We start from the raw sequence: 25187 nt of genomic DNA on the forward strand, positions 1-25187 counted from the left end.
ACCTACTCGCGGTGGTGTCGGCCGGTGGAGCGCAGCGACCGGCGCGCCTTCCCCTGCTCCGGCTCGTTGTCCGACACCGGCTCGCTGAGCCCCGCGACCCAGTCGACGAACTCCTCGTCCTGGGCCGGCAGCGGTTCCGTCGCGCCGTCCGGCTGCTGGCTCTCGTCGCCTCGGGACCGGTTCCGGCGGAAGAGACCCCCGAGCCGTCCGCGCCGGGAAGGCTGTTCCGCCACCTTCTCCGGCGTCGGTGTCGTGTCGACGCTCGCCGGGTCTTCGGTGCCGGAGCCGGTGGCCGAGAGATCCGGTGCGCTCGCGCGCTCCGGCGGTGCTGCGGTCTCGCTGCTCGCTGCCGGACCCGGACGATCAGTCGACTCGGTCGGTCCGGTGCGTCGGGTCGTGTCGAAGGCGTTCCAGGTGCTGGCCCGACTCAGGTCCGGCAGCGGCGCCCGGTGCCGGGGCCTCGGTGTCGGTCCGGACGGCGCCGACCCGGCGGGCGCGTCCGAAGCCGTCGACTCCTGCCCAGGAGCCTGCGGCGGCACCGTCCACGCTGAGCTGACCGGCCAGGGCGATCGCGCGGGCGTCCAGCGGTCCGTGTCCGGGTCGCCGGTGGTCGTGGACCCGAACAACCCAGCGGCGGACGTGTCCTCGGTCGCCGCCCGCACCTCGGCGGCGTCGCCGGCCCGGTCGGCTGCGGACACACCGGCCACATCGGCCGGTGGCGCGGTGGAGTCGGCGGTTGCGCCGACCGGGGTACGCGGCGAGCCCGCCTTCGGGTCGGCCCTCTCGGACGCTGGGCTGGTCCCGGTGGCCGGTGCCGCCTTCGGGTCGGCCGTCCTGGCGTTGGCCGATTGCCTCTTCGCGCTGGGGGCCGGGGCGCGCGAGGGGTCGACCGTCTCGGCCTCCGGAGCGATCGGGGCATGTGCCGCGCCGGTTGGGACTTCCGTCGCGTCGGTCGCCGACGTCGAGGGCTTCGCTGGACCGGTTGCGGTGGTCGCGGTTCCTGCCGCGTCGGTGGCTGCGGTCGGGGCCTCTGCCGTCGCGCGGGCCTCGGAGGGCGTCTTGGTCGCCCGGTCGGACCCGGTGGCCGGACGCCCGGCGCTGGGCATCGGCGTGTCGGTCGGCGAGCCGGAACCGGTGCGGTCGTCGGACCTGCCGGGCCCGGTGACCTTCCGCGTGCGTCCGGTAGCCGTACCGTAGGTGCTCCTCGACTCGGTCGGCGACCGGTCGCCCGGGAGGTCGGAGGTGGCATCCGGGTCGCCCTTCGGCTTGCGCCCCCGCCGAGGCTTGAGCGGCGCAGCGGTATCGCCCGCAGCCGTGCTGCCCGCAGCCGTGCTGCCTGTGCCCGTGCTGCCCGTGCCGGTCGCAGCTGTGCCGGTCGCAGCTGTGCCGGTCGCAGTCGTGCTGCCCGTACCCGCACCCGTGCTGCCCGCGCGGGTTGCAGCCGTGCCGGTAGCGCCCGTGCCCGTGCTGGCCGCACCCGCACCGGTCGCAGTCGTGCTGCCCGTGACCGTGTTCGTCGTGCCCGTGCTGGCCGCAGCCGTGCTGGCCGTGCCGGTCGCTTCCGTCCCAGCCGTACCCGTGTTGGTCGCGTCCGTGTTGGTCGCGCCCGTGCTGCTCGTGCCGATGCTGCGCTCGCCGGTCGGTAGGCCGTTCGTGCGCGTTGTCGCGCTGTCGGTCGGATCGTCACCGGCCGGGCTGACCCCACCCGCACGACCGGCCTCGCTGCTGGTCGAGGCGGCGCTGGTCGTGCTGGTGACGTCGGCGGTGGGCGTGCGCTCGGGATCGGCCGAGGAGGTGCCCTCCTTCGGGCTGAGCCTGCGGGTCCGCGCTTCGGCGGTGAACTCGCCGGTCGGGTCGGTCAGCCAGGACGCCGGCTTCGTGGGCGTGTCAGGGGTGGTCGCAGCGGTCGGGGCCGGACCGTGTTGGCCGCTCGCGGTGGACGTCGGCCAGTCCCAGTGGGCGGGGACGGTGCGTACCCCATCGGAGCCCTCGGCGGCCCACGGACCTGGAGCGACGGTGGCCGGCTTCGGGTCGGCGGGCGGCTCGACGGCGGCGCGGTCGGCGGTGGCCGGCTCGTTCGACGAATCCGCCGACGTCGCGCCGGGCAGCTCCGGGCCTGCGGGCAGCGGGCGCAGGATGTCGGAGGGCTCGATCGCCTGCGGGTCCGCGCCACGGGCGCCGACGGGCCACCGCAGCAGCGCAGCGGCCGCCGCGCCGAGCGCACCGGCGAGGATCGCGATCAACGAACCGTAGTACGGGGTGGCCTGGTAGCGGTCCACCGCGTCACCCGGGCCGGCGGTCAGGTAGGCGAACGCGACCAGCACCGGACCGGCCACCCCGGTGGCTCCGCTGATCAGTGGTGGCTGACCCCGCCAACGGGCCAGACCGGCGGTCGCCCCGCCGGCCAGCAGGGCCACGATGGGCAGCAGGAGCAGCGCCAGCCGTTGCGCGGCGGCGTCGTCCAGCCAGCTCGGCTCCAGGACGCCGAGCCGGACCGTCGGCAGGGGGCCGGTCGTGCCGAGCGACGGCAGCACCGAGATCAGCGCCAGTAGCCAGACCGCACCGGCGACGGCTGCCATGTTCCAGCCCAACTCGGGCCGGAGCAGGACAGCGATCGCCGCACCCGCTCCGACCACCGCTCCGAGTACGGCGCAGATGCCCACCGCCCACACCGGGTCCACCGAGATCAACTCGGCGGCGCGGGCGGGCTGCATGCAGAGCGGAGCGATGACTGTGGCACCGAGCGCCGCCGCGGCACCGATCGCCAACTGACGACCGGTGGTGGGCGCGGGTGCGTCGCGGCGCGCGAGGCGTCCGGTCAGGACCGCGCCGACGACGGCGGCGTTCGCGGCGAACCAGCCGACCCAGACGAGCTGGGTCGGCCACTGATTGACGGTCGTACCGGTGAAGGCGCCGGTCAGCCGGACGATGCCGAAACCGTACGCGACGCCGAGCTGGCCGGCCCCGGCCAGCACGCTCACCCCGAGCGCCGTGAGCAGCAGTCTGCCCCAGGTCCGAAAGGCCATGTCGGGCACGTTACGCACCTGGTACACCCGATCGCCACCGGCGCGCCGCGCGGCGCGCCGGCCCGCGCTCGGCGGGTCTACTTGAGCTCGACCAGCCGGGCCAGGTAAGTCGTGTCTCCGACATTGGTGAGCATATGGACCGCGCCCGGGTCCCGGTAGACCACGCCACCGGTGGGCTCGTCGGCGTCGATCAGGGTGCCGTCGATCGTCTGTACGACGTTCTTCGCGCCCTCGATCGCCACCACCAGATACGGGTGGTCGTGCCGGTGCAGCGGCTGCCGCTCGCCGGGCTCGAGGCGGATGTGCCAGACCCGGACCCGGTCGTTCTCGAACACGATCTCCTGGCCCACCGGGCCGAGTTCGGTTCCGTCGATCACGTCGGTCATCGTTCTCCGTCCAGTTGGGGAAGCACCTCGGCGGCGATCAGTTCGAGGTGGTCGAGGTCGTCGAAGTCGATCAGACGCAGGTGTACCCGGGTGGCGCCGATCGCGGCGAACTCGCCGATCCGCTGGGCGAGCTGCGCGGGTGAGCCGACCACCGGGTCCTCCGGCGGAAGTGCGCTCTTCTCGTGCAGGGGTGCCGCCCGCCGCCGGGCCTCCTCGTCGGTCCGGCCGATGGCCACGACGATCCCGGCGGACAGCACCAGCGGCGCCCGCCCGGACTCCGTCCGCCCGGTGCGCTCGCTCGCCTCCCGTACCCGGTCGTACGCGGCGGCGGTCTCCGCGACGGACTTGAACGGCATGTTGAACTCGTCGGCGTACCGGGCGGCCAGCTCGGGGGTGCGTTTGGGGCCGCGACCGCCCACGATGATCGGGGGCCCGGGCACCTGCACCGGCTTGGGCAGGGCCGGCGCGTCCACCAACCGGTAGTGGTCGCCGGTGAAGCTGTAGGTCTCGCCGGACGGGGTTCCCCACAGCCCGGTGATCACCTCGAGCTGCTCGGCGAGCCGGTCGAAGCGTTCGCCGACCGCCGGGAACGGAATGCCGTACGACGTGTGCTCGCGCTCGTACCAGCCGGCGCCGATGCCCAGCTCGACGCGACCGCCGCTCATCTGGTCGACCTGCGCGACCATCACCGCGAGCGGGCCGGGCGGCCGGAAGGTGGCCGACGTCACCAGGGTGCCGAGTCGGATCCGTTCGGTCTCCCGGGCCAGCGCGGCGAGGGTCAGCCAGGCGTCCGTCGGGCCGGGCAGGCCCGGGTCGGCACCCATCGCCTGGTAGTGGTCGGCGCGGAGGAAACCCTCGTACCCGCAGGCCTCGACCGATCGGGCGAACCGGAGTTGGGTGTCGTAGGTGGCGCCCCGGTGGGGTTCGGTGAAGACCGACACCCGCATGTTCATCGTCCTTCCGCACCGGCCGCGGCCGGCTCGTCGCGTTCCATCAACAGCTCGTGGAGGTCGGCGCTGACGCGAGCGACGTCGGCCAGGTGGGCGTTGCGGCCCAGGGTGCGGGGCCGGGGGATGTCGACGTCGAGCACCTTGCGGATCCGGCCGGGGCGAGGGCTCAGCACGACCACCCGGTCGGCGAGCAGCACCGCCTCGTCGATCGAGTGGGTGACGAAGACGATCGTCGGCTTGTTCTCCATGTGCACCCGCTGGAGTTCGCCGGACAGTTCCTCGCGGGTGAGCGCGTCGAGCGCGGAGAACGGCTCGTCCATCAGCATCACCCGGGGTTCGCCGATCAACGACCGGCACAGCGAGACGCGCTGCTGCATACCGCCGGAGAGTTCGTGCGGCAGGCGCTTCTCGAAGCCCGCCAGACCGGCCACGTCGAGCAACTGCCGAGCCCGCTCGCGGTGCTTGGCGCGGCTCCAGCCGAAGATCTCCACCGGCAGCAGAACGTTGTCCAGCACGGTGCGCCAGGGCAGCAGCGCCGGCTTCTGGAACAGCATGGCGATGTCCTGGCGCGGGCGGGCGATCGGCGTACCGGCCACAGTGATCTCGCCGGCGGTCAGCGGGAGCAGCCCGGCGATGAGCCGCAGCAGCGTGGACTTTCCGCAGCCGGAGCGGCCGAGCACCGCCACGAACTCACCCTCGGCGACGTCGAGGTCGATGCCGCGCAGCGCTTCCACCCGGCCGGACCGGCCTTCGAAGGTACGGGACACTCCGGACAGTCGGATCATCTCCGGCGGCCTCCGCTGAGTGGACGGTCAGGAATCCGACAAAGGCTAGCCCGCCCTTCGGTGTATCGCACCGTCCGGGGTGGTCGTCAGGTTGTTTCCGTTCCGCAACCCGATGCACCTGGCGTCGCAAGTGTGGGTTTCTCGTACGCTGTGCCCGCGAAGAGTCCCCCCACGACGGCGGCGCCGGCTTCCGCCCCTCTTGCCGGCCCGTCATGACAACCCCTCCGGTGCCGGTCAGGCCCGGTCGGAAAGGACATGGTGCTTTGATGAGAAGGCTGACCCGTACGGTCGCTACGGCCGCGCTGGCCACCGCCCTCGCCTTTGTCTCCGCCTGCAGCAGCGGGTCGGACTCGGCCGACGACGCCAAGGGCGGCGACAGCAAGAGCCTGGAGAAGGTGACCTACCTCACCTCCTTCGGCAACTTCGGCCGTGACTCCTACGCCTGGGTGGCGAAGGAGAAGGGCTTCTTCAAGGAGGCCGGTTTCGACGTGGAGATCAAGCCCGGTCAGGGCACCGGCGGCGTGATCCAGACCATCGTGGGCGGCCAGGCCGACTTCGGCCCGGTCGACCTCACCGGCAGCCTGCTCCAGGTCGGCAACGGCCAGGCGAAGGACTTCACCGTGGTGGCCGCGATCCAGCAGCGCACCATGGCCGGCATCGCCTCGGTCGAGGGCAAGAACATCGCCTCCCCGAAGGACCTGGAGGGCAAGAAGCTCGCCGACACCCCCGGTTCCGTGGTCCGCAACCTGTTCCCGACGTACGCCCGGCTCGCCGGTGTGGACGTCAACAAGGTGACCTGGGTCAACGGTGAGGCGCAGGGCCTGATCGGCATGCTGGGCACCGGCTCGGTGGACGGCATCGGCCAGTTCGTCGTCGGTCAGCCGACCATCGAGGCGGTGGCCAAGAAGAAGGCCGTCATGCTGCCGTACAGCAACGTGATGCAGGACCTCTACGGCAACGTCCTGATCACCTCCTCGAAGATCGCCAAGGAGAAGCCCGAGATGGTGAAGCGGTTCACCGCGGCGCTGCTCAAGGGCCTGGAGTACAGCCTGGCCAACTCCAAGGAGGCCGGCGACATCCTGAAGAAGAACATCGACGCCACCAACCCGGTCGCCGCCGCCGCCGAACTCGAGCTGATGGCCGCGTACGTCCGTTCCGGCAACACCGGCACCGCGATCGGCACCCTGGACAGCGGCCGGGTCGCCAAGAGCATCGCCATCCTGCAGGGCGCGGGCGCGCTGAAGCAGACCATCACCCCCGAGCAGATCATCGACTTCAGCCTCGCGCCGAAGGCCTGATCGTCCGGTCGTCACCAGGGGGTACGTTCCGCCGATCCCGGCGGGGCGTACCCCCGTCGCTCGTCGGCCCCCAGGGCCGTGGGATTTTCTAGGAGGACAAGATGACCGACATCCGGTCAGCGGACCCGGCGGTGGCGGCGACCCCGGCCCCGGGTGCCGGCCCCGAGTCGGGGCGTGCGGGTCGAGGTGCCGGTCTCCGGGCCGGAGCCGGGGCGGCGCTGCCCGCGGTCGGCCTCCTGATCGCTCTGGCGGTGTGGTGGTTGACCGCCCGGCTGGAGCTGATCCACCCCGCGGCGCTGCCGCCGCCCGGCGAGGTACTCACCGCGTTCGTCGACAAGCCCGCTCAGATGCTGGGGCACACCTGGGACACGATGCTGGAGATCCTGTACGGCTTCGCCCTCTCGGTCGCCGCCGGTGTCCTGATCGGACTGTCACTGGCCGGCTCGCGCACGGTCGAACGGATGTTCACCCCGCTCCTGGTCGCGGTGAACGCGGTGCCGAAGATCACGCTGGGCCCGCTGCTGGTGGTGGCGTTCGGCTGGGGCCAGACGCCGATCCTCACCATGGTGTTCCTGCTCTGCTTCTTCCCGATCGTGCTGTCGACCGCCACCGGCCTCACCACCACCCCGGCGGACCTGGCCGAACTGGTGCGGTCCTGGAACGCGTCCCGCTGGCAGGCGTTCCGCAAGGTGCGCTTCCCGGCCGCGCTGCCGCAGATCTTCGTCGGGCTCAAGGTGGCCATGCCGTTGGCCGCGATCGGCGCGGTGATCGGTGAGTTCCAGGCCGGCGAGAGTGGCCTCGGCTTCGTCATCACGCAGTACGCCGGTGTCGGCGACACCGCCACCGCCTGGGCGGCGATCATGCTGGTGGCCCTGGTCAGCATCCTGCTCTACTCGGCGCTCCTGCTCACCGAGCGGATGGCCCTGCCCTGGGTCCGCGAAACCACCAGCAGCCGCTGACGACAAAGAACAAGCAAGATCAAGCCAGCGCCTGGATACCGACCAGATCCAACCCAAGAAACGCGAAGGGCCGGCCCCCCACTAGGAGGCCGGCCCTTCGGTCGAAGCCGCAGGCGAGTCAGGTGTGGCCGACCGTGCCCGGCGGAGGGATCAAGCCTGACCGCCCGGAGCCGGGCGCGGTAGGCCACACCTCCCACCCGGCACACCACGGGATCAAGCCTGACCGCCCGGAGCCGGGCGCGGTCGGCCACACCCCCACCCGGCGCCCGACGAACCAGACAGCCACGAGAGGTCCCACCGTTACCCCGCCAACCTCCAGCGCCCGTTGCGGGCGACCAGCGTGGTGAGCGCCTGGGGCATCAGGCCGCTGTGGTTGTCCGGCGTCATCCGGATCGGCCCGGACAGGCCGTCCATCTGCGACGTCTCAAGCACGTCCCGGAGGCCGTCGCGGTTGACCTTGCCGACCTCGCCACCGGCGCGCAGTTCCGCGTCGGCGATCAGTTGGATGGCGTCCGCGGCGAAGGACGACGCGCCGTTGTAGCCGCCGAAGCGTGCCGTGTAGTCCTGGAACCACTGCCGCCTAGCGGCCTTGGCCGGCGTGGTCGCGATCACGTCGTCGATCGCCATCGTCTGGGTGAAGATCAGCGTCGCGCGCTCGGTGGCCTTGGCCGCGCCGCCGAGGAAGAGGTCACCGGCCGCCCCGGCGTCGAAGAAGAGCGACCCACGGAAGGTGGTCTGCTGGGCGCTGGTCGCGGCCAGCATCGCCTGCTCCGGCGGGGTCCAGAAGACGAGCGCGTCCGGCTTGTTCGTCGTGAGCAGCCGGACCTGCTGGTTCACGTCCGTGTCGGTGATCTTGGCTTTCTGCTCGCGGAGCGCGATGTTGACCTTGTCCAACTCGCTCTTCAGTGCGGCCATGCCCTCCCGACCGTAGTCGTCGTCGCTGACGAGCGCCCCCACCTTGCGGACGTTGTTGCGGCGCAGTTCGGTGGTGAGTGCGGCGGCACTGTCGGCGGCGTTGGGGCCCAGCTTGAACACGTAGCGCCGTTCGGCGACCGGGCTGGCGACCGCGCCGGAAGCGGCGAGCGCAATGGTGGGAATGCGCTTCTCGTTGATGGTCCCCACGGCACCGACCGCACATTCGTTGCAGCCGCCCATGATGATGGCGCTCACCTGAGAATCGCTGCTGAAGTCCGCGATGTTGCGAAGCGACTCGGCGGCGTCGGAACGGTTGTCCTTGAACTTCAGTTCAATCTTCCGGCCGTTCAGCGCTCCGGAGGAGTTCAACTGATCGCGCTTGAGTTCGAGGGCTCGCTGGTATGTCCGGCCGACGGGGGCCGCGGCGCCGGACAGTTCGAGGTCGACGGCGATCACGATCGGACTCGTGTCCGTCTCCGCTTCACCGAACTGGCAGCCGGTGAGCGTGGTGGCCACAACGGCCGATGCGAGCGCCGCGATGGTCGCGGAGCGGATGGGGCTCAACTCAGTCCTCCAGGTGCGGGCGCGGGCGCTGCCCGGTCACCGCCGCTAATCCGTCCTCAGTGGAGGGCGGGATCTTCTCTGCCGTACGGTGTGCGCGAAGCCTGCAAAACCTTGCCAATGGCCGGCGCTGTGGTCAAGCGCGGACCCGGGCATCGCTTTCGGGACGGTCATCCCACATGCTGGGGTAACGCAATGTTTGCAAAACCTCACTTTGCACACACGCGTGACCACTCTGGAGTCACATGCCCTGTTCAGGGGCTTGCGGAAATGAAGGTATCAGTTGCCCGGATCATGGGATGCGCTCCGTCCGACCGTTTCCTACCTCACTGCGGCTTCCCAAATCCGATCTTCTCTGATGAAATCGCGGCCGTGCCGCGCGTGGTCCCCTCCGCTCACGGCATGGCTCGGCGGGTCAGGCGGGGAAGAAACGACGGAGGCGATGTCGTGAGCACCGGACCGACGACCCTGCCCGCGCTCGGCGACAGCGCTCGGCGTCCGAGCCGACGGATGCCCAGACTGCGGGACGCACGGATCCGGTCCAAGCTGGCGCTGATCCTGGTCGTCCCGGTGGCGGCGGTGATCGCGCTGGCCACGGTCCGGTTGATCACCGTCGGCGAGGGCGCTCTCGACGCCACCCGGGCCCGTTCGTTGACCGCGCTCGCCGTCGACGTCAGTGCCCTCACGCAGGATCTCCAGAGCGAGCGGATGGCCGCGGCGGCCTACCTGGCCACGCCGCAGCAGCCGGCCGACGCGTACAACCTGCGGGTCCGTCAGACGCAGCAGAAGGTGGACGAGTACCGCGCCGAGCGGGGCCGGGTCGGCGAGGTGCCGGCGGCTCTGCGCGAGCGACTCGCCGTCATCGACGAGCATCTGGCCACTCTGGACGGCACCCGTCAGGAGGTGCTGGACCGCCGGCAGATGGCGGTCGCCGAGGCGGTGCTCCGCTACGGCGTCATCCTCACCGACCTGGTCTCGTACGGCGACGGCCTGGCCCAGCTGCCCGGCTCCGAGAGCCTGGCGGACAGCCGCCGCGCGGTCGCCGCCTTCGCCCGCGCCAAGGCTTCCGTCGCCGAGGAGCAGGCGGTCGCCTTCACCGCGCTCACGGCGGGTCAGCTCGACTCGGAGCAGTTCTCCTCCTTCGTGGCGACGCTGACCAGCCAGCAGGAGTCCCTGGTCGCCTTCTCGCTGGCCGCCGACCCGGTGCAGCGGGCACTCGTCGACAGCACCGTCGCGGGTGACGCGGTCGGCCTGGCCGACCGGGTGGCCACCGACATCACCCGCTCGGTCGGGCAGCGTCCGCTGGTCAGCGCGCAGGACGCCACCGCCGCCATCGGCGCGGTGAACGACCTGATGCGCTGGGCCGAGATCCAACTTCAGGATCGGCTGCTCCAGCAGGCCGACGACGCCCGGTCGGACGTCATCCGGCAGGCCGTCGTCGAGTCGGTCCTGGTGCTGCTGACCCTGATCATCGCCGTGACGCTGGCCGTGGTGCTGGCCCGCTCGCTCAACCACTCGCTGCGCCGGCTGCGTGAGGGCGCCCTCTCGGTGGCGAACCACGACCTGCCGGACGCCGTGCAGCGGCTACAGACCATGGGCAGCGTGGGCGACGGCGGGGTGGACGAGATCGTCCGCCAGGTCCGGGACCCCATCCAGCTCAACAGCCGCGACGAGGTCGGTCAGGTGGCGGTGGCCTTCAACGTCGTCCACCGGGAGGCGGTACGTGTCGCGGCCGAGCAGGCGGCGCTGCGTACCAGCGTTTCGGCGATGTTCCTCAACCTGGCCCGTCGTAGTCAGACCCTGGTCGACCGGATGATCGGCGAGCTGGACGCGATCGAACGTGGCGAGGAGGACCCGAAGCGGCTCGCGCAGCTCTTCGAGCTGGACCACCTCGCCACCCGGATGCGCCGCAACGACGAGAACCTGCTGGTCCTGGCCGGTGCCGACTCCGCCGTACCGCGTCGCGACGACGCGCTCGTCGTCGACGTGCTGCGCGCCGCCCAGTCCGAGGTGGAGCTGTACAACCGCATCGAGTTCGGGACGGTGGACACCGACATCTCGGTGGCCGCGCACGCTGTCAACGACGTGGTACGCCTCGTCGCCGAGCTTCTCGACAACGCCACCCGGTTCTCGCCGCCGAACACCACTGTGGTCGCCGACGGACGGCGGATCCGCGACTACGTCCTGATCCAGATCGAGGACCGCGGGCTCGGCCTCACCGATGAGCAGCTCGACTCGCTCAACCGTCGGCTGGCCGCGCCGCCGAGCGTCGACGTCGCCGCGTTCCGGCTGATGGGCCTGGCCGTGGTCAGTCGGCTCGCCTCCCGCTACGGCATCCGGGTGGAGCTGCGCCGCAACGTGGAGGGCGGCACCGTCGCCCAGGTGACGTTGCCCGCCGCGACCGTGGTGCTGCCCACCAGCCGGGGTCGCGACCAGGTGCTCACCCGGCCGCGCCAGCCGATGGCCGTGGAGCAGTCGCCGCTCGCTCCGGCCGGTCACGCCGAGCAGTTCGCCGGTGCAGCTACCTCGGCGGCGACGCTGCCGGACCAGTGGCGGACCAACGCGGCACCCGCCCAGTGGCAGTCCCCGCTGGACTCGCGGGACACCACTGCCGCAGTGCAGGCGGGCGGCTACGCCGCCACGCGCTCGACAGTGCCGCCGGCACCGGCCGCCCCGGCACCGGCCGCCCCGCTGCCGCCGACGCGGCCGTCGTACGGCAACGGTGTGGGCGCCTCGACGGGCAGCCCGACCGTGGCGTACCCGACGATCGACCCACTGCCCCGGCGCGGCTCGACCCCGGACACCGACGGCGGACGCGACATCACCCCGGGTCTGCCGGTCGGGCCGGTCGCCGGCCCCGGCGCGGTGGCACCACCGGCCGCCCCGACGGTGCCCGCCGCGCCGGTGAGCAGCCGCCCGGACTTCCCCGCCGAAGCGCCGATCTTCCGGGAGATGGAGGCGGTCTGGTTCCGGTCACACGGCGACGACGCCACCGCGATCTTCACCCGGCCCAACTTCGACGAGCCGCCGACGACGGCAGCTCCGGCCGACGCCGGTCCGCGTCCGCGTGCCGACGCCCAGCCGAGTGCCGCCCCCGTGCCCGCCGCCGCGCCGGCCCGGCCGCCACTGCCGACGCGGACCCCGGGCACCTCCAGCACCGACGGTGCCACCGCGCCGAGCACCGGGGGTCTGGGCGGCGCGCCCACCGACGGCCGCCGTACGCCGCCTTCGGCCCCGCCGTCGTACTCTCCGCCCCCGGCTGCGCCGGCCGCACCCAGCGCGCCGTCGGCTGACCCGCATGCCTGGCGGACCGCTGCGGACGAGGGTTGGTCGCGGGCCAGTCGGGCCGCCGAGCCGGCTCCGGCCGGGACCACCCGGTCCGGGTTGCCCAAGCGGGTGCCACAGGCACAGCTCGTGCCGGGCGGCATCGAACCGAAGAGCGGCCGGGACCGCAGCCGGCGGACCCCTGATGAAGTACGTGGTCTGCTGTCGGCCTACCACCGCGGCGTACAGCGCGGTCGGACGGCCGGAACGGACCTGAACAGCACCTCGACCAAGGAGAGCCGATGAACAGGCCAGCTGCCATGCAGGACATGGGTTGGCTGCTCACCAACTTCGCCGACAGCGTGGCGGGTATCGCCCACGTGGTGGCGGTGTCCGCCGACGGGCTGCTGCTCGCGTCCTCCCGGGATCTCCCGGCGGACCGGGCCGATCAGCTCGCCGCGATCACCTCGGGCGTGGTGAGCCTGACCGAGGGCGCAGCCCGGATGTTCAGCGCGGGCGGGGTGCTGCAGACAGTCATCGAGATGGACAGCGGGTATCTCTTCCTGATGTCGATCAGCGACGGCTCGTCGATGGCCGTGCTGGCCGCGCGGAGCTGCGACGTGGGCCAGGTGGGCTACGAGATGGCTCTGCTGGTCGAGCGGGTGGGTGCCGCGCTGGTGCCGCTGCCGCGGGACGCGGTGCGTTCCTAGCGCCGGCAGGCGGTGCGCTACCGGCGCGCCTGAGCAGAGACCGGAGCCGGCATCCGCCGGCTCCACAGGGGACGAGGAGGTGATCGGGGATGGACCAACGCCGGATTGACCCACGCGGGGCGCTGGTGCGCCCGTACGCGGTCACCCGCGGTCGTACCGAGCCCCGGCAGGACATCGCCCTGGAGGCCGTCCTCACCTCGTCTCCGACCCAGGTCGCCGAGTCCCGCTTCGCCGGGCATGACAAGCACCGCATCGCCACGGTCTGCGAGGGCCGCGCACAGTCGCTGGCGGAGATCGCCGCGTACACCCGGATGCCGCTGGGCGTCGCCCGGGTGTTGGTCGCCGACATGGTGGCCGAGAGCCTGCTGACGTTACACACTGCTGCTCCCGCCGAGGGGTTCGAGGAGCGGATGGAACTGCTTGGAAGGGTGCTAAGTGGACTTCGCAGGCTATGACCCCGCTGGGGGGAGGCCGGGCCGGGGAATCGTCTCCGCGAAGATCGTCGTCGCGGGCGGCTTCGGCGTCGGCAAGACGACGCTGGTCGGGGCGATCTCCGAGATCACGCCGCTGACCACCGAGGCGTTGATGACCGCGGCGGGCGTCGGCATCGACGACCCGTCCAAGGTGCCGGGCAAGGAGACCACCACGGTCGCCATGGACTTCGGCCGTATCACCATGGCCCAGGATCTGATCCTGTACCTCTTCGGTACGCCCGGTCAGACCCGGTTCTGGTTCATGTGGGACGAGATCATCAGAGGTGCGGTGGGTGCCGCCGTGCTGGTGGACACGCGCCGGATCACCGACGCGTTCGCCCCGCTGGACTACTTCGAGAACCGGAACCTGCCGTACGTGGTGGCCCTGAACCGTTTCGACGGTGCTCCCCAGTACGAGTTGGAGGAGGTCCGCGAGGCGCTGGCCATCTCGCCGCAGGTGCCGCTGGTGATGACCGACGCCCGGCACCGGGAGTCGGTCAAGCAGGTGCTGGTGACTGTCGTCGAGCACGCCATGCTCCGCCTCGAAGCCGAGCACGGGCGGGGCTTCGCCACCCCGGTCGGCTGACCCGTCGTGTCCCGGCCGGCCGGTGTCCACCGGCTGGCCGCGACGCGTCAGTCGACCCGTAGGCGATAGCCGCGCTTCACGACGGTCTGTACCACGCGTGGCGCGTGCAGGCCGGCCCGTAGGCGGGCGACGGCCATCTCCACCGCGTGCTCGTCCGCGCCTCGCGGCAGCGTCCGCAGCAGCGCAGTGCGGGACAGCACCCGGCCGGGCGACTGGGCCAGGGCCCGGAGCACCGCCATCGGAGCGGGGGCGAGTGGCCGCAACTCGCCGTCGATCACGGCGGCGTGCCCGCGCAGCGTGAGCAGGTGCCCGCCGGCCTTGAAGGTGACGGTCCGGCGGGGCAACTCGTCGACGATGGTCCGCACCAGCGCCCCCAGCCGGGCCCGATTCGGCGCGCTCACCGGCACCCCGCGTCGCAGCAGCGGCTCGGCGGTCACCGCGCCGACGCAACTGGCGAGCACGTCGGTGCGGAACGCGGAGAGCAGCGCGTCGGTACGATCCCCGGCCGCCCGCAGCAGTGCCTCGGCGGCCGGTGCCGAGGTGAAGGTGACAGCGTCCACCAGCCGACCGGCGATCAGGTCGATCAACCGGTGCAGCGGCGCCGGATCGGTCGGCGGAGCCCAGCGGTAGACCGGCACCTCGATCACCGTCGCGCCGGCCGCTTCCAGCGCCATCGTGCAGTCGGGCTGCCGCTCGCCGTGCAACTGCATGGCGATCACCTGCCCGGCCACACCTCGCCGGCGCAGGTGGTCGACCACCTCGTCGCAGCTCTCCGAGGCCGGCGACCACTGGTCGTGCAGCCCGGCCGCACGGATCGCCCCGCGCGCCTTCGGGCCCCGGGCCACCACGTACGAGCTGGACAGCACCGAGCGCAGCGGCTCGCCCAGCCCCCACCCCTCGGCCGCCTCCAGCCACCCCCGCATGCCGATGCCGGTGTTGGCCATCAGGATGTCCGGCGGTTGGTCGAGGCAGGCACGGGTCGCCTCGCGCAGCTCGGTGTCGTCGGAGAGCGGCACGATCCGCAGCGCCGGGGCGAGCACCACCCGGGCACCTCGCCGTTCGAGCAACGCGGCCAACTCGTCGCGCCGCCGGTCGGCGGTCACCCCGATGGTGAAGCCCGCCAGTTCCTCCCGCATCAACCCTCCTGTCGCAGCCGCACCTCGACCAGACCGTCGCGGCACCGTGCGTCGTGCCGGGCCACGGCTACCCCGGGCAGGTCGAGGCAGTGCCCGCTGCGCAGGTCGTACACCTGCTTGTGCAGCGGCGAGGCGACCGTCGGCACACCGCCACGGCTGCCGACGATGCCCCGGGACAGCACGTACGCCCCGGAGACCGGATCGCGGTTGTCGATCGCGAACAACCCGTCCGCCGTCCGGAACAACGCGATCTGTGTCCCGTCGACCAGGGCGGCGACCCCCCGGTCCGGTTCGAGGCGGTCGAGGGCGCAGACAGCCGTCCAGCTCCGCGTGATGGTCTGGTTCATCGCCGTACCTCCGGTAGGCCGAGGGTGACCGGCCGACGACGGTGACCGTCGGCGGGGGTGTCGCCCCGTGCCGGCACCGGTTGGCCGCGCTCCAGAGCGAAGGTGATCGACGGGTCGGGCACGTCGGGGGCGTTGACGAAAGAGGTGTAGCGACGGAGCCGGTCCGGGTCGTCGAGCACGTCGCGCCACTCGTCGGAGTACGACGACACGTGCCGGGCCATCGCCGCGTCCAGTTCGGCGCAGAGGCCGAGCGAGTCGTCCACGATCACCGAGCGCAGGTGGTCCAGGCCCCCGTCCATCGCCTCGATCCAGCCGGCGGTGCGTTGCAGCCGGTCGGCGGTGCGGATGTAATACATTAAAAATCTATCGATTAGTCGAATCAGGGTTTCTGTTGACAAATCAGTGGCGAACAGGTCGGCGTGCCGGGGCCGGAAGCCGCCGTTGCCGCCGACGTAGAGATTCCAGCCGGTCTCGGTGGCGATGATGCCGAAGTCCTTGCTGCGCGCCTCGGCGCACTCCCGGGCGCAGCCGGAGACGGCGGACTTGAGCTTGTGCGGTGCGCGCAGCCCCCGGTAGCGCAGCTCCAACGCGACGGCCAACCCCACCGAGTCCTGTACGCCGTACCGGCACCAGGTCTCGCCCACGCAGGACTTCACCGTCCGCAGCGCCTTGCCGTACGCGTGGCCGGACTCGAAGCCGGCGTCCACCAGCCGCCGCCAGATCTGCGGCAACTGCTCCACCCGCGCCCCGAACAGGTCGATGCGCTGCCCGCCGGTGATCTTCGTGTAGAGCTGGAAATCCCTGGCCACCTCGCCGATCACGATCAGCTTCTCCGGGGTGATCTCGCCGCCCGGAATCCGCGGCACCACCGAGTAGCTGCCGTCGCGTTGCAGGTTGGCGAGGAAGTGGTCGTTGGTGTCCTGCAACGACGCCTGCTCACCGTCGAGCACGTGCCCGCTGCCCAGCGACGCGAGGATGGACGCCACCACCGGCTTGCAGATGTCGCAGCCGCGCCCCCGACCGTGCTCGGCGACCAGCCGGGAGAACGTCCGGATGCCGCGTACGCGGACGATCTCGAACAGCTCCCGGCGGCTGACGTCGAAGTGCTCGCAGAGCGCGCTGGACTGCGCCACCCCGGCCGCGTCCAGGAGCTGCTTCAGCATCGGCACGCAGGAACCGCAGCTCGTGCCGGCCCGGGTGCACGCCTTCAACGCCGGCACGTCCGCGCAGCCGTCGGCGATGGCGGCGTCCACGTCGCCCCGGGTCACCGCGTTGCAGGAGCAGACCTGGGCGGTGGCGGGCAGAGCGCCGGCGTCCGCCCCGCCACCGTCCGGGGCGAGCAACGCCAGCGGCGCCGCCGGCAACGGGCCGCCCACGCTGGCCCGCAACGTCGGGTACGCGCTGGCGTCGCCGACCAACACGCCGCCGAGCAGGGTTTGCGCGTCGTCGGAGAGGACCAGCTTCGCGTAGACCCGGGTGGCCGGGTCGGTGAAGGTGACGTCCAGGCAGCCGGAGGTCACGCCGTGGGCGTCGCCGAACGAGGCGACGTCGACACCGAGAAGCTTGAGCTTGGTGGCGGTGTCCGCACCCGGGAACGTCGCCGCGCCGCCAACCAGCCGGTCGGCCACCACCTCGGCCGTCGCGTACCCGGGGGCGACCAGACCGTGACAGGTGCCGTCGACGGCCGCGCACTCACCGATCGCCCAGATCCGCTCGTCGGCGGTGCGGCAGGTCTCGTCGACGAGCACCCCGCCGCGCGGGCCCAGTGGCAGGTCGGCGTCCCGGGCCAGCTGGTCCCGGGGCCGGATGCCGGCGGCCACCACCACCAGCTCGGCGTCGAGCACGCCGCCGTCGGACAACTCCAGCGCGGCGACCGCGCCGTCCGGACCCGGTCGGATCGCGCTCGTCGCGACCCCGAGATGGGTCCGTACGCCCAACTCCTCGACGTAGCGCCGCAGCATCGCGCCACCGGCCTGGTCCACCTGCACCGGCATCAGCCGGGGCGCGAACTCGACCACGTCGGTGCTCAGGCCGAGCAACCGCAACGCGTTCGCCGCCTCCAATCCCAGCAACCCGCCACCGATCACCGCGCCGACCCGTCGGCCGTCCGCGTACGCCCGGATCGCCGCCAGGTCGTCGAGCGTCCGATAGACGAACACCCCGGGCAGGTCCGCGCCGGGCACCGGCGGCACGAACGGGTACGACCCGGTGGCCAGCACCACCGCGTCGTACGGGTATTCGCCGCCGTCGGTGGTCACCACCTGCCGGGCCCGGTCGATGCCGGTGGCCGGTTCGCCCAGCCGTAGCCGCACTGCGTCGTGCGCTGTGTACAGGTTGAGTTCGCTCTCACTCACCCCGTCGAAGTACGCCGACAGCCGCACCCGGTCGTACGCCGGGCGTCGCTCCTCGGCCAGCACGGTCACCCGCCACCGACCCTCCGGGTCACGTGCGCGCAGCGCGTCGACGAAACGCTGCCCGACCATGCCGTTGCCGATGACGACCAGATCGCCGCCGTTCATCGCGTCACCTCCACCGATTCCGCCTGGCTCAGCCAGTCGACGATGCCGCCCACCGCGTCCCGGCATCCGCCGCAGCCGGTGCCGGCCCGGGTAGCCGCCACCACCGCGTCGACGGTCCGGGCTCCGGAGCGCCAACTGCGGACGAGCGCGCCCTTGCTCACCGTGTTGCACTGGCAGACCGTCGCCGCGTCCGGCATCAGTGCCGGTGACGCGGCCGGGGTCGCTCCGCTTGTGCCGAGTGCCCGACCCAGCAGGAGTGCCCGCCGGTCGGCCGGCACCGGGTGACCACGGTCGAAGAGCTGGATCACCGTCCCGACGGCCGGGTTGTCGCCGAGCAGGATCGCCCCGACCAGCCGCTCGTCGCGGATCCGCAACCGGGCGTACGTCCCCCGCGCCGGGTCGGCGAAGGTCAGCTCCTCGCCCGGCCCGCCGCCGACCGGGTCACCCATCGAGGCCAGGTCGATCCCGGCGGCCTTGAGTCGGGTCACCACCGGCTGGGGCCGGTACCGCGCCAACGGGTCCGTTCCGCTCAGCACGTCGGCGAGCACCCGTGCCTGGGCCCAGGCGGGCGCGACCAGCCCGGTGAGCATGCCGTCGTGCTCGGCGCAGTCGCCGATCGCCGAGATGGACCGGTCGTCGGTACGCAGCCGGTCGTCCACCACCACGCCACGTCGGACGGTCAGCCCGGCGGCCTGCGCGAGGGCGGTGTCGGGGCGTACCCCGCAGGAGAGCACCAGTAGGTCGGCGCGCAACGTCCGCCCGTCGGCCAGGTCGAGGCGAACGCCGTCGGCGTCGGCGACGACGCCGGTAGCCGGCACCGCGAGCTGCACTGTGACGCCGATCCCGGCGAGCGTGCCGGCGAGCACCGCACCGGCTACCGGGTCGAGCTGCCGTTCCATCAGGTGCTCGCTCGGGTGCACCACGGTGGTGGCCAACCCGCGGCTGGCCAGACCACGGGCGGCCTCCAGGCCGAGCAGACCGCCGCCCAGCACCAGGGCACTGCGCGCGCCGTCCGCTGCGGCGAGGATCCGCCGGCAGTCGTCCAGGGTCCGGAAGGGAACGACCCGCTCCGGCAGGTCGGCCGGATCCAGGCCGGGCAGGGGTGGTACCACCGCCCGCGCGCCCGTGGCCAGCACCAGGTGGTCGTAGGAGATGCGTTCGCCGTCGTCGGTGTGGACCTCCCGGGAGGACCTGTCGATCGAGGCCACCGATACGCCGGTGCGCAGGTCGATGCCGTGCCCCGCGGCCTCGGTCAGCTCCACGTCCGGCTCGCCGATGCGACCGGCCAGCAGTGTGGAGAGCAGGATCCGGTTGTACGCGCGGTGCGGCTCCGCCCCGAGCACGGTGACCTTTCGGTCACCCTCGCGGGCGTGCAGTTCCCCCGCGAGGCGGGCGCCCGCCATCCCGTTGCCGACGATCACCACCCGGGCGGTCATGCCTTCTCCACCCGGACCGCGCAGATCTTGAATTCGGGCATCCCGGAGATCGGGTCGACCGCGTCGCTGGTCACCGAGTTGGCCCGTTGCGCCCCCGGGTAGTGGAACGGGGCGAACACCGTGTCCGGTCGAATCCCCACGCTGAGTCGGGCCGGAGCGCACAACTCGCCCCGCCGCGAGGTGACCCGCACCGGGTCGCCGTCATCGACGCCCAACCGCGCGGCCAGATCGGGGTGTAGCTCGACGAACGCCTCCGGGGCGGCACGGCGCAGCGCGGGCACCCGGCGGGTCTGGGTGCCGGACTGGTACTGCGTCAGCACCCGGCCGGTCGTGAAGTGCAGCGGGTACGTCTCGCAGACCTCCTCGGCGGCCGGCCGATGGTCGACGGGGTGGAACCGGGCCCGGCCGTCCGGGGTCGCGAACTCCTCGGCGAACAACCGTGGGGTGTCCGGCCCGTCCTCGCTGCGGCAGGGCCAGTAGACGCCGTCCTGGTCGTCGATCCGGGCCCAGCTGATGCCGGCGTAGTCGGCTGCCCCGCCGGCGGAGGCGAGGCGTAGCTCGGCGAAGACGGCGGCCGGGTCGGCCGGGAACCGGGCAGCCGCGACGGCCTCCGGTCGCGCGCCGTCCGGTTCGGCGGCGGTTGGGGCTTCGGCGGCGGCGAGCCTCGCCGCGAGGTCGGAGATGATGTCCAGGTCGGTTCGGACGCCCGCCGGGGGTGGGCGCAGGGCGCGGCGACGCAGCACCCGACCCTCCAGGTTGGTCATGGTTCCGTCCTCCTCGGCCCACTGAGCGGTGGGCAGAACCACGTCGGCCAGCGCCGCTGTCTCGGAGAGCAGCAGGTCGGCGACGACCAGCAGGTCCAGGTCCCGCAACCGCCGTTCGATCCGGGTCGCCCGGGGCGCGGAGACCACCGGGTTGGAGCCGAACACCAGCAACGCCCGGGGGCCGTCCGGAGTGCCGAGCGAGTCGAGAAGTCGGTAGGCCGGCACACCCGGGCCGGGCAGTTCGTCGGCGGTCACCCCCCAGACCCGGGCGACGTGCTCCCGGGCCGCCGGGTCGTCGATCTTCCGATAGCCGGGGAGCTGGTCGGCCTTCTGCCCGTGCTCCCGCCCGCCCTGGCCGTTGCCCTGCCCGGTGAGGCAGCCGTACCCCGAACCGTCCCGCCCGGGAAGACCGAGGGCGAGAGCCAGATTGACGTACGCGGTGACCGTGTCGACGCCCTTCGCGTGCTGCTCGGCGCCGCGTGCGGTCAGGATGATCACGCGACCGCCGGTGCCCAGAGCGTGGGCGGTCGCCTCCAGGTCGGCCACCGGCACCCCGGAGAGCTGTTCCGCGCGGGCCGGCCACCAGGCGGCGACAGCCCGGCGGACCGCTTCGAAGCCGCTGGTGCGCTCGGCCACGTAGCTGCGGTCGACCCACCCTTCGGTGAGCGCGATGTGCAGCAGCGCGTTGGCCACCGCGAGATCTGTGCCGGGCAGCGGTTGCAGGTGCAGGTCGGCCTGACGGGCGGTGGCGGTGACCCGGGGGTCGACGACGATCAGCCGGCCGCCGTTGCGGCGCTGCTCGGTGAGCCAGCGCACCAGCGGCGGCATGGTCTCCGCCGGGTTGGCACCGACCAGCAGCAGCGTGTCGGCCCGACCCAGGTCGGCGAGCGGGAACGGCAGCCCCCGGTCGATGCCGAAGGCCCGCATCCCGGCGGCCGCCGCCGAGGACATGCAGAACCGTCCGTTGTAGTCGATGTTCCGGGTGCGCAGCCCGATCCGGGCGAACTTGCCCAACGCGTACGCCTTCTCGTTGGTCAGGCCGCCGCCACCGAAGACGGCGACCGCGTCCGGGCCGGCATCGTCCTGGATCGCGCGGATGCCGGTGACGATCCGGTCGAGCGCGGCGTCCCAGCTCGCCGGGCGCAGCTCGCCGGTGGCCGGGTCGCGCAGTAGTGGGGTGGTCAGCCGCTCCGGGTGGTCGAGCAGTTCGGCGGCGGTCCAACCCTTCTGGCAGAGCCCGCCCCGGTTGGTGGGGAACTGGCGGGGGTGGACCGTCACTCCGGCGTGGTCCTCGCGCAGCGTCATGCCGCACTGCAGGGCGCAGTACGGGCAGTGCGTCGCCACCTCCCGGGGTGTGAACCCCGGTCGAGTTGCCGACCGTGCACCGTCTGTCATGTCGGCAAAGCGTGCCGCCGGGCGGTTTCCGGTCCGGGTCCCTTCTGTTTCGGTCCTGTCAAGTGGGCCTCACACCACCCTGGGGCAGCGAGCGCGTCGGAGGGTGCGAGTCGGAGCCTGTGGAGCTGAATCGTTTACGACATCGACGGTTGATTCGTTTGCGACATCAGCTCCACAGCGGCAGCGCACGTCACCCCGCAGGCGGTCGACGCACGTCGTAGCGGTGTGGTCGGCGGGTCAGTGGCAGCCAGCCGAGGAACCGCGCGTGGAGTGCCCGCGGGTCAGGGTGAACGCCCAGTGAGTACAGGTCGTGGACCGCGTCCTGCATGTTCGCCGCCAGGTAGAACGCCAGCGCGATCGAGTGGCCGTAGAACTCGGTCGCCAGGTGAAGCTGAGCCGGTGGACACGGCCAGGGCGCCGCGCAGTTACGGCAGAGCCACCCCGGGCGCATCGGCTGGTGCGGGCGAGGTCGGCGGTTCATCGAACACTCACCGGACCTCGCCTGGCGGGAGTGCGGGTGGTCGATGGTCGGGCCGCCGGGGCGGGCGTGTCCGGCCACCCGGCCCCGTCGGCTGACCCGCGCAGCACCAACCGCCCCCGGTGTCCTGGAGGTCTCACGGAACCGGGGGCTTTTCCTGTGTCCAGGATGAGTCCGCTCACCGTGCTGCGCTTATGATGTGGGAAACTTGTCCCAACAAATGGGAGATCGCGATGAGTGTGGTGGACGTCTTCGACGCGGTGGCCGGCACTTACGACGAGGCGCGCCGGCGGTTGATTCCCTGCTTTGACAGCTTCTACGGCACCGCCGTCCAGGTCGCCGCGCCGCCGTTGCGGGCCGCGCTCGCCGCGGGGCGTACCCCGGAGGTGTTGGATCTGGGCGCGGGCACCGGCCTGCTCTCGTTGCTGCTCGCCGCGGCGGTGCCCGGAGTGCGGTTGACCCTGGTGGACGGAGCGCCGGCGATGCTCGCCCGCGCCACCGACCAGTTGGACGCGCGGTCCGTGCCATACCTGACGGTCCACGCCGACCTGGCCGACGAGCTGCCGCCGGGCCGGTACGACGCGGTGGTAAGCGCGCTGGCGATCCACCACCTGGACGACGCCGGCAAGCGCGCGCTCTACCGGCGGGTCGCCGCCGCGCTGGCACCGGGTGGGATGTTCGTCAACGCCGAGCAGGTCGCCGGCCCGACCCCGGAGCTGGACCGGCGCTACGACGAGGTGTGGATGAAGCAGATCACCGAGCTGGGCGCGTCCCCCGCCGAGATCGCGGCCTCCCGGGAGCGGATGCGGCACGACCGGCCGGCGACGGTGGCCGACCAGTGCCGGTGGCTTTCCGAGGCTGGCCTGGTCGACGTCGACTGCTACTTCAAGGAGTGGCGGTTCGCGGTGTTCGGCGGTCGCGCCGCCTGAAGGCCACCGTTTTGTGCGTTTCGCCGCCCGACGGTGAGCCGGTGAGCGCAGGGATGACTGTCGGTCATACCACTGGGTAATCTGCTCGGCATGACTGCCAAGGTGACTCTGTCGTTCACCGACGAGACGATCGAGGAGGCCCGGCGGTTCGCCAAGCGCGAGGGCCTGTCGCTCTCCGCGTGGATGGACCAGGCCGCCCGCGAGAAGGCGCTGCGCGAGGTCTTCACCGCGCACGCCGCCGCCGTGAGCCGGGCCGGTCTGGACTTGGAGTCCGCCGCTCTCGCCGACGCCCGCGAGGTGGGCATGGTCAACGACCTGCTCTCCGGCGGCCGGCCGCGTGCTGCGTAGGGGAGAGGTCTGGCGCATCGAGGGCGCCCGGGAGCGCCTCGGCCTCGTGGTCAGCTCGGATGTCTACAACTCCACCGACGTCCCCATCGTGATCGTGGTCGAGGTGGTCGAGGAGTCGCTGCTGCGCGACTCGCCGCTCGCCGTGTCCATGGGCCGGTACGTGGTGATGCCCGACCGCATCTCCTCGCCGATGAAGAAGTGGTTCACCGAATGCGTGGACGTCGCCGACACCGACACGATGCTCCGGGTGGGCCGCGCGCTGCGCATCCTCCAGCAGCTCTGATCGACACCTCACCATCGCCGCCGGCTCGTGGTGCGGTAGCCGTATCCGGGCCGACCCGCGACGGGCACTGCCAGGTAACCGGGTGTTCCTAGCGTTCCTCCTCGTCACATCGACCAGGAGGAGCCGCCGTGAGCACGCTCACCACCACCGCTGTCACCGTCGGGCCGCCGACCACCACCGGCCGTGGGCGCCGGCTCGACGACTGGCGCCCCGAGGACCCCGACTTCTGGCGGACGACGGGCGCACCGATCGCCCGGCGCAACCTCTGGGTCTCGATCTTCGCCGAGCACATCGGCTTCTCGGTGTGGAGCCTCTGGTCGGTCACCGTGCTCTTCCTCGGCCCGGCGTACGGCATCGACCCGGCCGGGAAGTTCCTGCTCACCGCCGTGCCCGCCGCCCTGGGCGCGGTGCTACGGCTGCCGTACACGCTGGCGGTGGCCCGCTTCGGCGGACGGCGCTGGACGATCATCAGCGCACTCATGCTGCTGGTGCCCACGGTGCCGATGACGGTGCTGCTGGAACCCGGGGTGTCCTACACCACCCTGATGGTGCTCGCCTGCCTGACCGGCGTGGGCGGAGGCAACTTCGCCTCCTCCATGGCGAACATCAACCTGTTCTACCCGGAGCGGCTCAAGGGCCGGGCCCTCGGGCTCAACGCCGGCGGCGGCAACCTGGGCGTCCCCGCCGTGCAACTGGTCGGGCTGGCGGTCCTCGCCACCGCCGGTGCCGCGTACCCCCGGTTGGTCCCGGCGGTCTACCTGCCGCTGATCGTGCTGGCCGCGCTGGCGGCGGCCCGCTGGTTGGACACGGTGCCCGGGGCGCGCAACGAGCCCGGCGCGCTGCGCGAGGCGGCCCGCGACCGGCACACCTGGGTCATGTCACTGCTCTACATCGGCACCTTCGGCTCGTTCATCGGCTTCGGCTTCGCCTTCGGCCAGGTGCTCCAGCTCCAGTTCGCCGAGCGGTTCCCCACCCCGGTCGACGCCGCCTGGCTGACCTTCCTCGGCCCGCTGGTCGGTTCGCTGATCCGCCCGCTGGGCGGGCACCTGGCCGACCGGCTGGGCGGGGCCCGGGTGACCTTCTGGAACTTCGTCGCGATGGCGGCCGGCGCGGGCACCGTGCTGTACGCGGCCCGGGAGCACTCGTTCTGGCTCTACCTGACCGGGTTCATCGCCCTCTTCGTCTTCTCCGGCATCGGCAACGGCTCCACGTACAAGATGATCCCGGCGATCTTCCGGGCCCGGGCGGCGGCCGCGGTCGCCACGGGTCGTCGTGACCCGGATTCGGCCGCCCGGTGGGCGCGGCGGATGACCGGCTCGTTGATCGGCATCGCCGGTGCCGTCGGCGCGTCCGGAGGGGTGCTGGTCAACATCTCGTTCCGCCAGTCGTTCCTCGGCTCCGGCGACGCCGACGCCGCCTACCTGGCCTTCATCGGCTGGTACGCGTTGTGCTTCGCGGTCACCTGGGCGGTCTACCTGCGGCCCCGGGCCGGTCGGCTCGCCGACGTGTGAGCCGGCGTGTGAGCTGGGCCACCGGCGGCGGGTCGGCGCGGGGGACCGTACCCCCGTTTTGACCTGCGTACCGGGCGCCGGGTATCGTTGCCTGCTGTTGTACGACATCCAGAGGCGTGCCCCATCAG

Annotated in this window: 21 protein-coding genes; 10 read left to right on the forward strand and 11 right to left on the reverse strand. The window is 72.1% G+C overall.

The window, feature by feature from the left end; all coding sequences use genetic code 11:
* Positions 1–2: 2 nt before the first annotated feature.
* The 4 genes from O7617_RS16225 to O7617_RS16240 all read right to left on the reverse strand — a co-directional run bounded on the left by O7617_RS16225 (position 3) and on the right by O7617_RS16240 (position 5147).
* The gene (locus O7617_RS16225; protein ID WP_282264486.1) at positions 3–3026 is read right to left on the reverse strand and encodes a hypothetical protein; all 3024 of its coding nucleotides are present in this window, start codon (positions 3024–3026) and stop codon (positions 3–5) included.
* A 77-nt stretch (positions 3027–3103) separates the two neighbouring features.
* The gene (locus O7617_RS16230) at positions 3104–3412 is read right to left on the reverse strand and encodes a cupin (RefSeq protein WP_282264487.1); all 309 of its coding nucleotides are present in this window, start codon (positions 3410–3412) and stop codon (positions 3104–3106) included.
* The gene (locus tag O7617_RS16235; RefSeq protein WP_282264488.1) at positions 3409–4359 is read right to left on the reverse strand and encodes an LLM class F420-dependent oxidoreductase; all 951 of its coding nucleotides are present in this window, start codon (positions 4357–4359) and stop codon (positions 3409–3411) included. Before O7617_RS16235 ends, O7617_RS16230 begins: the two co-directional genes overlap by 4 nt.
* A gap of 2 nt (positions 4360–4361) precedes the next feature.
* Complete coding sequence (locus tag O7617_RS16240) at positions 4362–5147, reverse strand: ABC transporter ATP-binding protein (protein WP_278141694.1); 786 nt, start codon at positions 5145–5147, stop codon at positions 4362–4364.
* A 266-nt stretch (positions 5148–5413) separates the two neighbouring features.
* On the opposite strand from O7617_RS16240, the gene O7617_RS16245 reads away from it, so the two are divergent.
* Together O7617_RS16245 and O7617_RS16250 are read left to right on the forward strand one after the other, a co-directional pair.
* Complete coding sequence (locus O7617_RS16245; RefSeq protein WP_282264489.1) at positions 5414–6445, forward strand: ABC transporter substrate-binding protein; 1032 nt, start codon at positions 5414–5416, stop codon at positions 6443–6445.
* A gap of 101 nt (positions 6446–6546) precedes the next feature.
* The gene (locus tag O7617_RS16250; RefSeq protein ID WP_282264490.1) at positions 6547–7404 is read left to right on the forward strand and encodes an ABC transporter permease; all 858 of its coding nucleotides are present in this window, start codon (positions 6547–6549) and stop codon (positions 7402–7404) included.
* Positions 7405–7704: 300 nt separating this feature from the next.
* On the opposite strand, the gene O7617_RS16255 is transcribed toward O7617_RS16250, so the two are convergent.
* Entirely contained in the window at positions 7705–8883 is a 1179-nt protein-coding gene (locus tag O7617_RS16255; protein WP_282264491.1) for an ABC transporter substrate-binding protein, read from the reverse strand.
* 444 nt (positions 8884–9327) lie between these two features.
* Between O7617_RS16255 and O7617_RS16260 the strand changes: the two genes are divergently transcribed.
* From O7617_RS16260 to O7617_RS16275, 4 genes are all read left to right on the forward strand, one after another.
* Entirely contained in the window at positions 9328–12450 is a 3123-nt protein-coding gene (locus O7617_RS16260; protein ID WP_282264492.1) for a sensor histidine kinase, read from the forward strand.
* A complete protein-coding gene (locus O7617_RS16265) occupies positions 12447–12854 on the forward strand; it encodes a roadblock/LC7 domain-containing protein (protein WP_030329975.1) in 408 nt (135 codons plus the stop codon). The genes O7617_RS16260 and O7617_RS16265 overlap by 4 nt, the downstream gene beginning before the upstream one ends.
* Positions 12855–12943: 89 nt before the next feature.
* Positions 12944–13309, forward strand: coding sequence for a DUF742 domain-containing protein (locus O7617_RS16270; protein ID WP_282264493.1), 366 nt, complete (start codon positions 12944–12946; stop codon positions 13307–13309).
* Complete coding sequence (locus O7617_RS16275; protein WP_282264494.1) at positions 13290–13913, forward strand: ATP/GTP-binding protein; 624 nt, start codon at positions 13290–13292, stop codon at positions 13911–13913. Before O7617_RS16270 ends, O7617_RS16275 begins: the two co-directional genes overlap by 20 nt.
* A gap of 47 nt (positions 13914–13960) precedes the next feature.
* Here O7617_RS16275 and O7617_RS16280 read toward each other — a convergent pair whose 3' ends face one another.
* From O7617_RS16280 to O7617_RS16305, 6 genes are all read right to left on the reverse strand, one after another.
* Complete coding sequence (locus O7617_RS16280) at positions 13961–15049, reverse strand: uroporphyrinogen-III synthase (protein ID WP_282264495.1); 1089 nt, start codon at positions 15047–15049, stop codon at positions 13961–13963.
* Positions 15049–15396 (reverse strand): nitrite reductase small subunit NirD, encoded by a 348-nt coding sequence (gene nirD, locus O7617_RS16285; protein ID WP_282264496.1) that lies wholly within the window; start codon positions 15394–15396, stop codon positions 15049–15051. The genes O7617_RS16280 and nirD overlap by 1 nt, the downstream gene beginning before the upstream one ends.
* Positions 15393–17915, reverse strand: a complete 2523-nt coding sequence (gene nirB, locus O7617_RS16290) for a nitrite reductase large subunit NirB (protein ID WP_282264497.1) — start codon at positions 17913–17915, stop codon at positions 15393–15395. The genes nirD and nirB overlap by 4 nt, the downstream gene beginning before the upstream one ends.
* Positions 17912–19351, reverse strand: coding sequence for an FAD-dependent oxidoreductase (locus O7617_RS16295; protein WP_282264498.1), 1440 nt, complete (start codon positions 19349–19351; stop codon positions 17912–17914). The genes nirB and O7617_RS16295 overlap by 4 nt, the downstream gene beginning before the upstream one ends.
* Positions 19348–21510 carry a molybdopterin oxidoreductase family protein gene (locus O7617_RS16300; RefSeq protein ID WP_282264499.1) on the reverse strand — a complete coding sequence of 721 codons (2163 nt, stop codon included), beginning with the start codon at positions 21508–21510 and terminating at the stop codon, positions 19348–19350. Before O7617_RS16300 ends, O7617_RS16295 begins: the two co-directional genes overlap by 4 nt.
* Before the next feature lie 190 nt (positions 21511–21700).
* Entirely contained in the window at positions 21701–21991 is a 291-nt protein-coding gene (locus tag O7617_RS16305) for a hypothetical protein (RefSeq protein WP_282264500.1), read from the reverse strand.
* 230 nt (positions 21992–22221) lie between these two features.
* Between O7617_RS16305 and O7617_RS16310 the strand changes: the two genes are divergently transcribed.
* The 4 genes from O7617_RS16310 to O7617_RS16325 all read left to right on the forward strand — a co-directional run bounded on the left by O7617_RS16310 (position 22222) and on the right by O7617_RS16325 (position 25059).
* Positions 22222–22917 (forward strand): class I SAM-dependent methyltransferase, encoded by a 696-nt coding sequence (locus O7617_RS16310; protein ID WP_282264501.1) that lies wholly within the window; start codon positions 22222–22224, stop codon positions 22915–22917.
* A gap of 90 nt (positions 22918–23007) precedes the next feature.
* The gene (locus O7617_RS16315) at positions 23008–23265 is read left to right on the forward strand and encodes a DUF6364 family protein (RefSeq protein WP_282264502.1); all 258 of its coding nucleotides are present in this window, start codon (positions 23008–23010) and stop codon (positions 23263–23265) included.
* Positions 23255–23548 carry a hypothetical protein gene (locus O7617_RS16320; protein WP_145778937.1) on the forward strand — a complete coding sequence of 98 codons (294 nt, stop codon included), beginning with the start codon at positions 23255–23257 and terminating at the stop codon, positions 23546–23548. Before O7617_RS16315 ends, O7617_RS16320 begins: the two co-directional genes overlap by 11 nt.
* A gap of 128 nt (positions 23549–23676) precedes the next feature.
* A complete protein-coding gene (locus tag O7617_RS16325; protein ID WP_282264503.1) occupies positions 23677–25059 on the forward strand; it encodes a nitrate/nitrite transporter in 1383 nt (460 codons plus the stop codon).
* Positions 25060–25187: the final 128 nt, after the last annotated feature.

The sequence above is a fragment of the Micromonospora sp. WMMD1155 genome (assembly GCF_029581275.1).
Taxonomy (GTDB): Bacteria; Actinomycetota; Actinomycetes; order Mycobacteriales; family Micromonosporaceae; genus Micromonospora.

Coding starts and splice junctions, on each gene's coding strand:
- O7617_RS16225 (WP_282264486.1), bottom strand. CDS start 3,026: ATGGCCTTTCGGACCTGGGGCAGACTGCTGCTCACGGCGCTCGGGGTG.
- O7617_RS16230 (WP_282264487.1), bottom strand. CDS start 3,412: ATGACCGACGTGATCGACGGAACCGAACTCGGCCCGGTGGGCCAGGAG.
- O7617_RS16235 (WP_282264488.1), bottom strand. CDS start 4,359: ATGCGGGTGTCGGTCTTCACCGAACCCCACCGGGGCGCCACCTACGAC.
- O7617_RS16240 (WP_278141694.1), bottom strand. CDS start 5,147: ATGATCCGACTGTCCGGAGTGTCCCGTACCTTCGAAGGCCGGTCCGGC.
- O7617_RS16245 (WP_282264489.1), top strand. CDS start 5,414: ATGAGAAGGCTGACCCGTACGGTCGCTACGGCCGCGCTGGCCACCGCC.
- O7617_RS16250 (WP_282264490.1), top strand. CDS start 6,547: ATGACCGACATCCGGTCAGCGGACCCGGCGGTGGCGGCGACCCCGGCC.
- O7617_RS16265 (WP_030329975.1), top strand. CDS start 12,447: ATGAACAGGCCAGCTGCCATGCAGGACATGGGTTGGCTGCTCACCAAC.
- O7617_RS16270 (WP_282264493.1), top strand. CDS start 12,944: ATGGACCAACGCCGGATTGACCCACGCGGGGCGCTGGTGCGCCCGTAC.
- O7617_RS16280 (WP_282264495.1), bottom strand. CDS start 15,049: ATGCGGGAGGAACTGGCGGGCTTCACCATCGGGGTGACCGCCGACCGG.
- nirD (WP_282264496.1), bottom strand. CDS start 15,396: ATGAACCAGACCATCACGCGGAGCTGGACGGCTGTCTGCGCCCTCGAC.
- nirB (WP_282264497.1), bottom strand. CDS start 17,915: ATGAACGGCGGCGATCTGGTCGTCATCGGCAACGGCATGGTCGGGCAG.
- O7617_RS16295 (WP_282264498.1), bottom strand. CDS start 19,351: ATGACCGCCCGGGTGGTGATCGTCGGCAACGGGATGGCGGGCGCCCGC.
- O7617_RS16300 (WP_282264499.1), bottom strand. CDS start 21,510: ATGACAGACGGTGCACGGTCGGCAACTCGACCGGGGTTCACACCCCGG.
- O7617_RS16305 (WP_282264500.1), bottom strand. CDS start 21,991: ATGAACCGCCGACCTCGCCCGCACCAGCCGATGCGCCCGGGGTGGCTC.
- O7617_RS16310 (WP_282264501.1), top strand. CDS start 22,222: ATGAGTGTGGTGGACGTCTTCGACGCGGTGGCCGGCACTTACGACGAG.
- O7617_RS16315 (WP_282264502.1), top strand. CDS start 23,008: ATGACTGCCAAGGTGACTCTGTCGTTCACCGACGAGACGATCGAGGAG.